This is a genomic window from Streptococcus equinus, from assembly GCF_049393735.1.
Classification (GTDB): domain Bacteria; phylum Bacillota; class Bacilli; order Lactobacillales; family Streptococcaceae; genus Streptococcus; species Streptococcus equinus_G.
Genome location: NZ_CP185946.1, coordinates 537,739 through 551,781, shown reverse-complemented (window position 1 = coordinate 551,781; position 14,043 = coordinate 537,739). Strand labels below are relative to the sequence as shown.

At 37.3% G+C, this 14,043-nt stretch carries 16 protein-coding genes; all 16 read right to left on the bottom strand.

The genetic code is table 11. The annotated features are described in order from the left end of the window. Positions 1 to 33: 33 nt before the first annotated feature. Positions 34 to 1,692, bottom strand: coding sequence for a DNA repair protein RecN (gene recN / locus ACNTMY_RS02865; protein WP_423216571.1), 1,659 nt, complete (start codon positions 1,690 to 1,692; stop codon positions 34 to 36). Between the two features lie 12 nt (positions 1,693 to 1,704). Beyond that, positions 1,705 to 2,175, bottom strand: coding sequence for an arginine repressor (locus ACNTMY_RS02860; protein WP_021141884.1), 471 nt, complete (start codon positions 2,173 to 2,175; stop codon positions 1,705 to 1,707). Continuing rightward, entirely contained in the window at positions 2,162 to 2,986 is an 825-nt protein-coding gene (locus ACNTMY_RS02855; RefSeq protein ID WP_423215318.1) for a TlyA family RNA methyltransferase, read from the bottom strand. Before ACNTMY_RS02855 ends, ACNTMY_RS02860 begins: the two co-directional genes overlap by 14 nt. Then, positions 2,979 to 3,848, bottom strand: coding sequence for a polyprenyl synthetase family protein (locus tag ACNTMY_RS02850; protein WP_423216570.1), 870 nt, complete (start codon positions 3,846 to 3,848; stop codon positions 2,979 to 2,981). The genes ACNTMY_RS02855 and ACNTMY_RS02850 overlap by 8 nt, the downstream gene beginning before the upstream one ends. Continuing rightward, positions 3,848 to 4,063, bottom strand: a complete 216-nt coding sequence (locus ACNTMY_RS02845; protein ID WP_021141880.1) for an exodeoxyribonuclease VII small subunit — start codon at positions 4,061 to 4,063, stop codon at positions 3,848 to 3,850. Before ACNTMY_RS02845 ends, ACNTMY_RS02850 begins: the two co-directional genes overlap by 1 nt. Beyond that, positions 4,053 to 5,381, bottom strand: coding sequence for an exodeoxyribonuclease VII large subunit (gene xseA, locus ACNTMY_RS02840; RefSeq protein WP_423216569.1), 1,329 nt, complete (start codon positions 5,379 to 5,381; stop codon positions 4,053 to 4,055). Before xseA ends, ACNTMY_RS02845 begins: the two co-directional genes overlap by 11 nt. A gap of 189 nt (positions 5,382 to 5,570) precedes the next feature. Further along, entirely contained in the window at positions 5,571 to 6,140 is a 570-nt protein-coding gene (locus tag ACNTMY_RS02835; RefSeq protein WP_423216568.1) for a L,D-transpeptidase, read from the bottom strand. Positions 6,141 to 6,366: 226 nt separating this feature from the next. Beyond that, positions 6,367 to 6,987 (bottom strand): DUF6287 domain-containing protein, encoded by a 621-nt coding sequence (locus tag ACNTMY_RS02830; protein ID WP_423216567.1) that lies wholly within the window; start codon positions 6,985 to 6,987, stop codon positions 6,367 to 6,369. 232 nt (positions 6,988 to 7,219) lie between these two features. Continuing rightward, complete coding sequence (locus ACNTMY_RS02825) at positions 7,220 to 8,053, bottom strand: NAD(P)H-hydrate dehydratase (protein WP_423216566.1); 834 nt, start codon at positions 8,051 to 8,053, stop codon at positions 7,220 to 7,222. Further along, positions 8,050 to 8,904 (bottom strand): bifunctional methylenetetrahydrofolate dehydrogenase/methenyltetrahydrofolate cyclohydrolase, encoded by an 855-nt coding sequence (locus tag ACNTMY_RS02820; RefSeq protein WP_074863378.1) that lies wholly within the window; start codon positions 8,902 to 8,904, stop codon positions 8,050 to 8,052. Before ACNTMY_RS02820 ends, ACNTMY_RS02825 begins: the two co-directional genes overlap by 4 nt. A gap of 140 nt (positions 8,905 to 9,044) precedes the next feature. After that, positions 9,045 to 9,176, bottom strand: a complete 132-nt coding sequence (locus ACNTMY_RS02815) for a FeoB-associated Cys-rich membrane protein (protein WP_004230772.1) — start codon at positions 9,174 to 9,176, stop codon at positions 9,045 to 9,047. Between the two features lie 4 nt (positions 9,177 to 9,180). Then, positions 9,181 to 11,319, bottom strand: coding sequence for a ferrous iron transport protein B (gene feoB, locus ACNTMY_RS02810; RefSeq protein ID WP_423216565.1), 2,139 nt, complete (start codon positions 11,317 to 11,319; stop codon positions 9,181 to 9,183). Beyond that, positions 11,316 to 11,792, bottom strand: coding sequence for a FeoA family protein (locus ACNTMY_RS02805; RefSeq protein ID WP_423216564.1), 477 nt, complete (start codon positions 11,790 to 11,792; stop codon positions 11,316 to 11,318). The genes feoB and ACNTMY_RS02805 overlap by 4 nt, the downstream gene beginning before the upstream one ends. Positions 11,793 to 12,153: 361 nt before the next feature. Then, positions 12,154 to 12,888 (bottom strand): amino acid ABC transporter ATP-binding protein, encoded by a 735-nt coding sequence (locus tag ACNTMY_RS02800; protein ID WP_004230766.1) that lies wholly within the window; start codon positions 12,886 to 12,888, stop codon positions 12,154 to 12,156. Next, positions 12,888 to 13,574 carry an amino acid ABC transporter permease gene (locus ACNTMY_RS02795; RefSeq protein ID WP_423216563.1) on the bottom strand — a complete coding sequence of 229 codons (687 nt, stop codon included), beginning with the start codon at positions 13,572 to 13,574 and terminating at the stop codon, positions 12,888 to 12,890. Before ACNTMY_RS02795 ends, ACNTMY_RS02800 begins: the two co-directional genes overlap by 1 nt. A 229-nt stretch (positions 13,575 to 13,803) precedes the next feature. Beyond that, positions 13,804 to 14,034 carry a DUF1797 family protein gene (locus ACNTMY_RS02790; protein ID WP_004230761.1) on the bottom strand — a complete coding sequence of 77 codons (231 nt, stop codon included), beginning with the start codon at positions 14,032 to 14,034 and terminating at the stop codon, positions 13,804 to 13,806. Positions 14,035 to 14,043: the final 9 nt, after the last annotated feature.

Below are 14,043 nucleotides of genomic sequence, written 5' to 3'. Positions count from 1 at the left end.
AAACAAGCAAAAAGAAGCCACTTTGGCTTCTTCTTATTTTTTCAAAAGTTCACGCGCTTGTTCACGCGCCATCTCAGTAATATCACTACCTGCAAGCATTTTAGCAATTTCCTCAACACGTTCTTCTTCAGTCAAGAGACGGACTGTTGACACGGTCGTATTTTCGTCACTGCGTTTTTCAATAAAGAATTGATAATCAGCGATCGCAATGACTTGAGGCAAGTGTGAAATTGCAAGAACTTGTCCGTGACTTCCAATTTTGTAGATTTTTTGGGCAATAGCTTGCGCTACACGACCAGAAACCCCTGTATCAACCTCGTCAAAGACGATACTTGTCTTATCTTCCTTGCGTGAAAAGGCTGATTTAATGGCAAGCATAAGACGTGAGATTTCACCACCAGATGCTACTTTAACAAGTGGTTTAAAGCCTTCACCAGGGTTTGTTGAAATGTAAAATTCAACACCTTCATTTCCATCTCGATTGAATTTTCCTTTGGTGAATTGCACTTGGAAGTCTGCTTTTTCCATATACAAATCAGCTAATTCTTGCTTGATTTCTGCTTCTAAATCTTTGGCAAGTTTGTGACGTTCTTGAGCAAGTTCATCTGCAGCTAAAATTAATTCTTTTTCCAGATGTTTAAGCTCTTTTTCCATATCGTCAGATGACTCATCACTACCAGTTAAAAGATTATATTCTTTCGTAATGTTTTCATAGTAGTCTAATACGTCATCGACACTGCCACCATATTTACGAGTGATGCTGTAAATCACTTCCAAACGAGCTTCAATTTGTTGAAGACTACCCGCATCAAAATCAAGATCATCAATAACATCACCCAAATGTTTAGTAACTTCCTCTAAAATGTAATAAGCTTCCGAAACATTTGCAGACATTTCTTTATAATCTTGATCAAATTCTTCGAGACTCATCAAATCATTCATAGCTGAGCGGATATTTGACAGACTAGAAAACTCTTCATCATCAAGCATAACGTAAGCATTTGTTAAAGTGTCAGCAATATGTTTGTGATTAAGTAACTTATCACGTTTTTGATTGAGTGCTTGGTCTTCGCCTGATTTTAGAGCCGCTGCCTCAATTTCAGCAATTTGAAACTCAAGCATTTCGATACGCGCTTTATGCTCTTGCTCATTTTTTTGTTTAGTCAAAACACGCTTGCGCAACGTACGATAACTTTCAAAAATTTCTCGATAATGTTTTTTGACAGCTAAAAAATGTTCATCCCCAAATTCATCCAGCATACGAATGTGCATGTTTGGTTTCATTAATTCTTCCTGGTCATGTTGACCATGAATATCAACCAAGTACTGTCCAACCGCACGAAGGGTTGTCAGATTAACCATTTGACCGTTAATACGGCTAATAGAACGACCATTTTGCAAAATCTCACGACGAATAATCAATTCATCAGAAATATCAATGCCATTTTCTTCTAAAATGTGTGTCAGCGCAGCATTTTCTCCGACCGAAAAAAGTCCTTCAATCTCAGCTTTTTTGGCACCATGTCGAATAACATCGAGACTAGCGCGCGCTCCTAACATAAGGTTCATAGCATCAATAATAATCGATTTTCCGGCACCTGTTTCACCAGTCAAAACAGTCATACCATTTTCAAAAGTTAGAGAGATTTCCTCAATAATAGCAAAATTTTTAATGGAAATTTCTAAAAGCATAGGCGACCTTTCTTATTTGTGGTCTGTCATCCATTTACGAACTTCTTGGCGAATGGCATTCGCAGCTTCAGCTGTTTTTGCGACCACTAACAAACTATCATCATCAGCAATAACACTAAAGAGACTATCTTTAAAATCTTCTAGCAAATAACGTTTAATCAAGCGACTATTTCCTGGAATAACATCAAGATTAATCATATTTTCAAGTCCTGCTGTCTCTTCTGAAATCGCAAGAACTGTGCTTTTAATCGGAACAGAAACTTGTCCCACTTTTTTAGTTTTATCTTTTGAAAGACCGTAAATATACGGACCATCAACTGATGGAACTTTGATGATACCAATTTCATTCATATCACGTGAAATGGTAGCTTGTGTCAAAGTCAAACCTTCAGCTTCGAGTAATTTTAACAAATCATGCTGAGTTTCTACAGCATTTTCAGCAACAATTTTTTTAATTAATTCTAAACGTTCACTCTTTTTCATCTTTAAATTCCTTATGCGCTTTTTCTACAATTTCTGGGATAAGAGTCGCTACCAAATTCTGAGCGTCAGCTGATTTTTCCAAGTGTGCTAAAAACTCAATGTTACCATGTCCACCTTGAATTGGTGAAAAATCAAGCCCCTTAACTGTAAATCCGTAATCGACAGCAAAACTTGTCACAGTTTCCAAAACTTTTTGGTGAACAGCTTTATCTCGAATAATTCCATTTTTACCAATTTGGTCACGACCAGCTTCAAATTGCGGTTTGATAAGAGCTACGACCTGACCATTTTCAGCCAAAATATTATGAAGGGCTGGCAAAATGAGATTCAATGAAATAAAGCTCACATCAATACTAGCAAAAGTTGGTTGACCTTCTGTAAAATCAGCCAGTTCAGCATAACGGAAATTATATTGTTCCATGCTACGGACACGTTCGTCTTGGCGAAGTTTCCAGACCAATTGATTTGTACCAACATCAACTGCATAAACCAATTTGGCACCGTTTTGTAGCATAACATCTGTAAATCCACCTGTTGAAGCACCGATGTCAATTGTTGTTTGTCCATCAACAGAAATCTCGAAAACTTGCAAGGCTTTTTCAAGTTTTAGCCCTCCACGGCTAACATACTTCAATTTTTCACCTTTTAGTTTTAATTCTGTTCCATCATCAATCTTTTCACCTGGTTTATCATAGCGTTCACCGTTAATCACGTTAACCACTAAGCCTGCCATGACACCACGTTTTGCCTGTTCACGTGTTTCAAAAAGCCCTTGTTTATAGGCAAGTACATCAACTCTTTCCTTAGGCATTTAGTCGTAACCTTTCTATCATTTCTGCAATTTTTTCTGTCTGTAACCCTTGAGTCTCTGAGAGTTTTTGGAAAATAGCTAGCGCTTCATCCAATGATTCATTTAAAATATCATAAGATTTATCTAAGCCAAGCAAACTTGGATAGGTTGCTTTATCAGCTAACAAGTCTTTTTTCGGTGTTTTTCCGATTTCTTCAAAGCTTGCTGTCACATCTAAAATGTCATCACGCACTTGGAAAGCAAGTCCAATCAAACTACCTGCTTTACGTAAATTCTTAATATCCTCATCTGCTAGCCCAGCAACAATGCCAGCTGCAACTACAGGGAAGGTCAGTAATTTTCCTGTTTTATTAGCATGAATCAATTGTAACTCTGAGAGGCTGAGCTTGCGCTCTTCACCTTCCATATCAAGCATCTGCCCACCGACCATACCGTATGTCCCTGAAGCATGTGCCAATTCAGCAATTAAAGAAACTTTCACATCAGCTGGCAGCGCAGCATTTGCCACCAAATCATAAGGGTCTAAAAAGAGGCTATCCCCAGCTAAAATGGCTGTCGCTTCATTAAATTTTTTGTGGTTTGTCAAACGTCCACGACGATAATCATCATTATCCATAGCTGGTAAATCATCGTGAATCAAGCTTCCTGTGTGAATCATCTCAAGGGCAGCAGCCACATCATAGTGAGCATCTGTTAGAGCTACTCCAAATCCTTCAAGCAATTCTAAGAAAATCAAAGGACGAACACGTTTACCACCTGCATCAACTGAATACAAAATAGCTTCAATTAAATCTGGTGACACAATATCTTTTTGTTCATAATAACGATGAATAGCTTGACCAATTTTTTTTACTTTATCCATTAAGCATCTAATTCCGTTTCTACTCCATCATCTTGCATTACTTTAACAAGTGTTTTTTCTGCTTGATCTAATGTTTTTTGCAATTCTTTTGACAAAACCATTCCCTTTTGAAACTCAGAGATAGCATCTTCTAAAGCCACGTCTCCGTTTTCAAGTTTAGTCACAATCGCTTCTAAATCTTGTAAATTTTCTTCAAATGTTTTCTTACTTGGCATCTTTTACCTCCGCTTCAAGTTGACCATCTTTCAATTGGATTGTTAACTGGTCTCCAACTTTTACATCACTCACACTTGAGATGACTTTTTCATTTTTTTGTACCATGGCATAACCCCTAGCAATAATTCGACTCGTATCAAGAGAAAGCAATGCATCTTGTGCTTTTTCAAATCGTGCTAACTTGCTGTCATACTGACTAGTCATATTTGAAAGTAGCAAACGTTCTAAACTTTGTAATTTATCTCGATAATACTTAATCTGACTTTCAAAATCCAACGCAAGCAAACGTTGATGCAAGAGTGCATGACTTTGCTTAGCTTGGCTAAACTGATTTTGCATCGTATTTGTCAAAGACATCGTCAAGCGATCTAACTTCTGAACATAACCATCATACAAACGTTCTGGCTGTCTAAAAATAACTGAATTCGACAACTTATCAAGGCGTTCTTGATTTTGTTTAATGCGACGAAGACTCGCTTGATACATACGATTTTCACGCTCAGAAATCCAAGAAATAATATCAGCTTTTGTTACAGGCGTTGCAAGTTCAGCCGCTGCTGTAGGAGTTGCAGCTCTGCGGTCAGCAACATAATCTGCTAAAGTCGTATCCGTCTCATGTCCGACACTAGAAATAACTGGCAAACGTGATTCAAAGATTGCTTGGACAACAATCTCTTCATTAAATGCCCAAAGGTCTTCAATAGAACCACCACCACGACCAACAATCAGAAGGTCTAAATCATCACGTTCATTTGCCTTCGCAATATTATCTACTACTTCTTGACTAGCACCTTCACCCTGAACCTTAGTTGGGAAAAGCAGAATCTCGACACCTGGGAAACGACGCGATACGGTTGTGATAATATCTCGAATAACCGCTCCACTTGGGCTCGTTACCACACCAATTTTCTTAACAAATTGCGGCAATTGACGTTTATGACGTTCATCAAAATACCCAGCCTCAGATAGTTTTTTCTTCAACTGTTCAAATTGAACCGCTAAAGCCCCAATACCGTCTGGCTCCGCTTTTTCAATAATAATTGAATATGACCCACTAGGCTCATAGAGTTGGACACGTCCCACGACATTGATTTTCATGCCTTCTTCTAGCTCGAAACCAAGTTTTTTAAACGTTCCAGCCCACATAGTCGCCTGAATTACCGCATTTTCATCTTTTAAAGAAAAATATTGATGCGTCGGACGACGACGAAAATTAGAAACCTGACCAGTCAAATAAACCCGCTCCAAATAAGGATCGCGATCAAACTTCAATTTAAGGTATTTTGTCAAGGTTGACACACTTAAATAATCTGACATCACAGGCCCCTTTCCTTGTTTTTTCTTGCCTTACACAAATTTTGCATATCACTTATTATTATAACAGAAAAAAACTGTCCAGTGGACAGTTTTTTCACGAGCACAAAAATCTAAAAGCGAGTTACGTCCAGTGGACAGTTTTTTCACGAGCACAGAAATCTAAAAGCGAGTTACGTCCAGTGGATTGTTTTAGTGAATGCTCACAATCACTCCCCCTGGCATGTTTTCAAAAAGCCATTTTGCATCTTCTTTTGAAAGTCTGACATTGCCATCTGTACAAGCCGTACCGAGTTTTTTAGCCTCTCCCTTTAAGATTTTCCCTTTCCAATCTGTTGGGAGACTTTCAAATCGATAACCACCATGATCTTTAAACGATACCCAATTGCAGGCACCTCGATTCAAACTATCATCATACAAAAATTCACCACGTTCTGCCTCAATCGCAAATTTTCCTGTCGGTGTCGGCGTAGCTTTTGCTCCAGTCGAAACCTTGGTTTTAAAAATCACTTTATTACCTGAATAAACAATCATTTTTTGCTGAGAAATAGACACCAAGATACTCAAACGATCAAGCTGTGACAAATCAGGATAAATTTTCTTTTGAGATTTTTTAACATTTTTATCAAAAGCATACGCATCAATTTTAACCTCTGATTCGTGACGAATAACCATTAATTGTTGACAAAGACTATAGCCAACCACTAGGTTAGCAAAAGTCAAAAGTAAGATAAGAACTTTTTTTGAAAGCTTCTTTCGCATTTCCCTTTTCTAAACTCTACCTCTGCCAGTTTAATGGCAGAAGCCCCCTTCTCCTTTTAATCTAGCAATACATAACGTCTTATGCCACCATAACTAATATACGAAATTTATTCATGTTATTGTGAACTTGATAAACTTCACGAATGTCATTTTAGTTAGCAATCTCCCAAATTTAATATACTTTTTTTCATAATTTCTCTCCCCTAAAATCTCTCAAAATCCCAATTTAATGTTTGAAAAATGGATGCTCAGATGCAGACCCACATTGTCCAATAATAAGTCTATCATTCGTTCCAACTTCACCTAGAAACGGATCAGCAACTCCCTTTGGAACCACAATAAATGCTGCGCTATCAGTCATCGAGTCAGGATTATAGATAGTTCCAAAATAAACGTCATCTTTAACGATATTTGTCGTGGTTTGATATAGCGCTTGACTTTGCGAAAGACTTACTTGCCCATCTTGTGTTAGTGTCATTGATTCTCCCAAATCGTTTGTCCAAGTACCTGAAAGGTTAGAAAAATCACCATATGCAATTTGTTCTAAATCAAACCTATCTTCATTTGAGTTTGACTGACTTTGACTAGGCAATGTTTGTGCAGTCTCTGCCACTTCAGATACATCTACTGTAGGCTCGATTTCTGTAACAGAAGATGATGAGGCTACTGATTCTTGATAGCTTGAAGTACTAGATTTTACAACTTTCTTTGCAGCAGTACTATTACTTGTTTGAATCACCTTAGCATGGCTACTACTTGCTGATGTTCCTTTTTCGGTTTTTGAACATGCTCCTAGTAAAAAGAGTGAAGATAGTAATATTACAGTTGTTTTACATCCCTTTTTCATAAAAAATCTCCCAGACAATTAAAGTTATTCATCAGATAAACGTTTATATTTCAACGTTTATTTGACTTTATTTTTTTAGAATCGGCCAATTCTGAAAATATTATAGAGCAGTTTTTCAGTTGAGTCAACACAAAAATGTAATATTTGTAACATTTTTGAAATATTTTGCTTTATACGTGTTTTTTGAACTAAAAAAGTACACTTTTCCAGAAGAAAAGTGTACCTTACGACATTATTCTGATAATTGTTTCATGACTTTTGGCAATTCTGCACTAATGGTCGTTGGCAAAACAACATAAGCCTCTTGGCTAAGTTTCTCTGCAATTGCTGAGTGCAAATAAGTGGCTACAGCAACCGTATCAAAAAGATTATCCTTGAACTGAGCGACAAATCCTGCAATCATACCACAAAGAGTATCTCCCATGCCACCAGTTGCTTGATAAGGACCTCCAACTGCTAGTTCAGCAACTTGGCTACCTTGTAAAATTTTTGTGTGATAACTTTTAGCCACTAAAATTGTCCCGTTTAAAAATTTTTCAAGCGCCGTTTGAGTTTTCTCTAGGCTTTGATCAGCAATTGCTAGTCCAGACAATCGTTCCCACTCTTTCTGGTGTGGTGTCAAAATAAGGTGACGTGCCTTAATAGAAATCGGCATAACTTTTGCAAGTAAATTTAAAGCTGAGCCATCAACAATCAAAGTCTGCTTTTCAGCTACTTCTGAAAGAACAAAATCAAACACATGTTTAGCTTTGCTATTTTCCCCTAAACCAGGGCCAATCAAAACTACATCTGCTTTAGCCAGATTTTCTGCCAGTAATTCTTCATCCTCATAGTCAAACGCCATAGCTTCTGGGAGATGTGCATGAAGGGCAGGGATATTGTCACGCTCTGTCGCCACCGTCACCAAACCAGCACCGCTTTTTACTGTTGCTAGAGCTGACATGATGATTGCTCCTCCATAAGGATAAAATCCTCCAATCAAAAGCACACGTCCGTAGGTTCCTTTATGAGAATCTGCCTTGCGCTTTGTCACAACTTTTCTGGCTAATTTATCGTCGATAATCATGCTTTCACGCTTCTAAGTGCAGATTGATAAGTTTGTTCCAAAAGCATCGTAATTGTCATTGGACCAACACCACCAGGAACCGGTGTGATATAACTTGCTAATGGTTCAACTTCATCAAACTTGACATCTCCGATAAGTTTGCCATTTTCGTCACGGTTCATACCAACATCAATAACCACAGCGCCTTCTTTGACGAATTCTTTGGTTACAAAGTGACCTTGTCCGATTGCAACAATCAAAACGTCTGCTTGTTTTGTCACGCGCGCCAAATCACGGGTACGTGAGTGTGCCAAAGTCACTGTAGCATTTTTATCAAGCAACAATTGCGCCATTGGTTTTCCGACAATATTTGAACGACCAATGATAACCGCAGTTTTCCCTTCTAGCTCAATGTCATATTCAGCCAACAACTCCATGATACCAGCTGGTGTACATGGCACCATAACAGGTCGACCATTCCACAAATGTCCTGTGTTGATTGGGTGGAAACCATCGACGTCTTTCTTAGGATCAATTGCCAAAATGACACGTTTGTCATTGATATGAGATGGTAGTGGCAATTGCACCAAAATACCGTGGAAACGGTCATCGTTATTATATTGTTCAATCACTTGAATCAACTCTTCTTCACTTGTAGACTCTGACAAACGAACTGTTTCACTCAAGAAACCAGCTTTCTTAGCAGAGCGTTCCTTATTTCTTACATAGACTTGGCTTGCTGGATCATCACCAACTAAAATCACCACAAGTCCAGGCACAATACCAGCTTCAGCTTTTAATTTTTCAACCTTCTCAACTAGTTGATTTTGCATTTTAGCAGCTAAAGCTTTTCCATCTATAAGTGTTGCCATATTACTCTCCAAAAAAAATTTATTTCTTTTATTATATCAGAAAGCGACTCCATAATAAAATATTTTTAAAGTAAGTTTCTGAATATTCTGTAAAATTGTCTTTTAAAAAATCCCTTGCTCACATAAGCAAGGGAAAACTGTTATTTACGTTGATTGTCTTTGACTGGGCATGAGCAATTGCAGTCGCCACAAGAGCCTTTACCCTTGATATAACTGCGCAATCCCATAACAACGCCAACCGCAATCAACAATGCAATTATAATTGTAGCCATAGGCTTATTCTCCAACTTCTCCTAGATTATCTAAAGTAATCACTTTTTCAGGTTCTTGAGCTGGTTTTCTAACGATAAAGTAAATAATTACAATCAATAGCGCTACTGCAACAATTGTCCAGAAAGTAATACCTTTACCGTATAAAACAACAAGACCTAATTGATAAATAATCAGACTAACGACGTAAGCAAGACCTGTTTGGAATCCAATAGTACCAAATGTCCACTTAGCATCACCCATTTCACGTTTAATAGCTCCCATAGCTGCAAAACATGGTGCACAAAGAAGGTTAAAGATTAAGAATGAATATCCTGCAAGAGCTGAATAATCAAGTTGCAATGCGTGATACAAGCCACGTGTTGTACTGTCATTGTACAAGATACCAAATGTTCCGACAACAGCTTCTTTGGCAGCAAGACCTGTTGCAGCAGCCACAGTCGCCTTCCAGTTACCAAATCCAAGTGGTGCAAAAATCCAAGAAATCAATTTACCAAGTGAAGCCAAGATTGAATTGTCTGTATCAACCGCTTGGAAAGCAAAATTATAAGTTGACATGAACCAAATGATAACTGTCAAGCTAAAGATAACTGTACCAGCACGTTTCACAAAGCTAAGGGCTTTACCAAAAGCGTAGCGAAGAACACTTGCAATTTTTGGCATGTGATAAGCTGGTAATTCCATGATAAACGGACTAACATAACTTCCAAGTAATTTTGTTTTCTTAAGAGCAATACCTGAAAGAATAATAGTAATAACGCCGATGAAGTATGTTGATGGCGCAACAAATGGATTATCTGGGAAGAAAGCACCTGCAATCAAGGCGATAATAGCTAATTTAGCAGAACATGGCATGAATGTCGCTGTCATGATTGTGATACGACGGTCACGTTCATTTTCAATGGTACGACTCGCCATAACCGCTGGCACACCACATCCAGTAGCAATCAACATTGGAATGAATGATTTACCTGATAAACCAAAACGTCTAAAGACACGGTCCATAACAAAAGCGATACGACTCATGTAGCCAACATCTTCCAAAATACCTAAACAGATAAATAGGACAAAGATTTGTGGCAAGAATCCAAGAACCGTACCAACACCAGCTACGATACCATCAATGATAAGAGATTCGAGCCAACCAGAAACATGAAGAGCATCAAGTCCAGATTGAACCCGACCAGGTACCAATTCACCAAAGAGCACATCGTTAACCCAGTCAGTACCCATTGTCCCAACAGTTTGAATTGAAAGATAGTAAACCAAGAACATTGCCAAAGCAAAAATTGGCAAAGCTAAAATACGGTTTGTAACAATTCGGTCAATCTTATCAGAAACTGTCATCTTGAAGTCGTCAGTTTGATTTTGAGCCATCTTAGCGACTTTTTCAATGAAAGCATAACGTTCATTAATAACAATTGACTCTGAATCTTCTGTGAAAATCTCTTCAGTAATTTTAATAACTTGATTAATTTCACCTTTTTGGAAATCAGACAAATCAAGTTCTTCTTTAACAAGAGCATCACGTTCAAAGAGTTTAATCGCATAAAAACGTGCTGAACGTTCTGGAACAACATCACCCAAGATATCGATGATTTGTTTAATCGCTGCTTCAAATTGATCGCTATATGTTGGGTATTGAATCAAGTCGACACTAGCTTTTGTTGTGTTAGCAGCTTTTTTGATAGCTTTATCAACACCAGTATTTTTAACAGCACTTGTTGAAATAACTGGAACACCTAATTGATAAGATAATTTATCAATATTAATTGTTTTTCCTTGGGCTTTGAGCGCATCACTCATGTTAAGCGCAACCGTTACTGGAATACCAGTTTCAATCAATTGAGTTGTCAAGTAAAGGTTACGTTCCAAGTTTGTCGCATCAACAACATTAAGAATGCTGTCGGCGTCATTACTCAATAAATAATCACGCGCAACTTTTTCTTCAGGCGTGTAAGGTGACATTGAATAAATACCTGGTAAATCCTGAACTTTCCAGTCAGCATGTTTTTTTACCGTACCACTTTTACGCTCAACTGTAACCCCTGGCCAGTTACCGACACGCTGACTTGTACCAGTCAATAAGTTAAAAAGACTTGTTTTACCACTATTCGGATTACCGATTAAGGCTATCTCTGTCATTTTTCCTCCTCATTATCTACTTTTACGACACTAATCATTTGCGCTTCAGACTTACGAAGTGTCAATTCGTAACCGCGTAAGCTAATTTCAATTGGGTCTCCCAAAGGAGCAACTTTTCGTAGGTAAACTTTAGTATGGCGAGTTAGTCCCATATCCATGAGACGACGTTTTGCTTCATTGACAGCATAAATGCTATCTACATAAGCGTAATCACCTACTTTTAATTCTGAAAGAGGAAGTGATACAAGAGCACCTTCTTCTTCTGTGACATCAATTTGGCTTAAAATCGACTGATCAAATGCCAAACGACTTGATTTCAGCATGACAATCGCACTAGTTGGCGTTTTTGAAACAACTTTAACTGAGGCACCGACTTTTAATCCTAAATCAGATAGGTGTCTAGCACTCTCATCAGGCAAGTCAACACTGACGATAGTATAAGGCATACCAACTTTAGCATTCTGCAAAATCAAATTTCTTGACCTCCTCAAATTTTTTTGGTAAAATATTTGACCTTCCGTCCGATTCATTATATCATAAAAATGAGCAAAGAAAGCCATAAAAATTAATTTTTTTCTCTATTTATACATTGATTGTAATCATTCTAAATAAAGTGTACTTAATTTTAGAATCGTTATAATTTAGCTGTTTTCACTCTGATTTCAATATTTTTCATCCTTAAAAAAATGACTAAACCATAATAATTAAGTGTGCTTAATGTATAAAATAAACTCATTTTTTACTAATATAACTATTATTTTTAAGTACATTTAACTTTTCTACTATATATAAAAAATCTCAGTTGAAGTCAAAATCAACCGAGATTTTTTAATATTACAATACCTTACTCAAGAAATCTTTTGTACGAGCTTCTTTGGTATTTTCAAAAACATCTTTTGGTGAACCTTGTTCAACAATGACACCACCATCCATGAAAATAACACGGTCAGCGACTTCTCGCGCAAATCCCATTTCGTGAGTTACAATAGCCATTGTCATACCTGATTTCGCCAAATCTTGCATAACGCCAAGAACTTCTCCAACCATTTCTGGGTCAAGAGCTGATGTTGGTTCATCAAAGAGAAGAACATCTGGATCCATAGCAAGTCCACGCGCAATAGCAATACGTTGTTGCTGACCACCAGAAAGACTTGTTGGATAGGCATTAGCTTTATCACGAAGACCTACTTTATCAAGCAAATCATAAGCCTTAGCTTCTGCTTCTGCTTTTGGAACACCTTTAGTCTTAATCGGTGATAGGGTAATATTTTCAAGAACTGTCATATTAGGGAAAAGGTTAAATTGTTGGAAAACCATTCCCATTTTTTCACGCATTTTGAAAATATCATTTTTCTTATCAGTAATGTCGACACCTTCAAAAGTAATCACACCTTTTGTTGGTGTTTCAAGCAAGTTCATTGTACGAAGGAATGTTGATTTTCCTGAACCAGAAGGTCCAATAATAACAACCACCTCTCCTGCTTTAATATCAAGATCAATACCTTTTAGAACTTCATTTTTCCCAAAATACTTATGAAGGCCTTTAATTGAAATTAGTGTTTCTGACATTAGTTATTGCCTCCATTTCCCATACGATTTTCAAGTTTTTTAAGTAAAAATGACAAAACAGTAGTAACCATTAAGTAATAGAAAGCTGCAAATAGTAATGGTGTGATTGGTAGGTAAGTTGCTGTTACAACTGATTGAGCGCCATTCCACAATTCCATAACACCAATTGTTTGAAGAAGTGAGCTATCTTTGATAATTGTGATAAATTCATTCCCAAGAGCTGGCAAGATATTTTTAAGTGCTTGTGGCAAAATGACATAGCGCATAGCATTCACAGGACGAATTCCTAATGAATAAGCTGCTTCAAGTTGACCTTTTGGCACTGCTTCAATACCTGCTCTGACAATTTCAGAAATATAAGCTCCGCTATTTAGCGAAATAATAATGATACCTGGAAGCAAACGTGAAAAGTCAAGGTCCAAGACACCAAATCCTACGATTGGGGCGTTGCTAAAATGCATCCATGCAAAAGCAATCATAATCTGAACGACCATCGGTGTTCCACGGAAAACCCAAACATAAAAACTAGCAATCCAATTTAAAATTTTAATATTCGTACGCTTAACTAAAGCAACCAAGATACCAATGATTGTCCCAAAAAAGACAACACATGCTGAAATCATGATAGTAACAAGGACACCATAGTTAAAATAAGCCCAATACTTTGGTAAAAATGAAAAATCCATTTATGTCTCCTATATGCAATAATCAATTAATTATAGCACACATTGAATAAAAATACCAATAATTCATAAGTATTAAAGAACTTTATTAAAAATAAAAAGCCCGCACTTGCGGACCATTATCAATTCAAAATAGCAATATAAGAAAGCATAGAAACCACACTAAATAGGATGGAAAGGGTGAAAAAATACACCCTTTGCCCTTATACTCTGTCCTGAATTTTTCTTTATCTTAGTAAAGAAGATCGTAAATTTCCATTGCGATCAAGTCGATGCTATCAAATGAGTATGACTCACGAGCTTCAACATCACGCAAAGTGAAAACTGGACCATTTTCAGGGTCATTGCTGAAAGACACTTCTGCCACAACGACACCATCACGTTCAAAATTACGTTTAAGATTGCTACCATCAGTCGTCATCAATTCAAGACGATTGATAATTCTCACCAAATGTGATTCCATGACTATTCT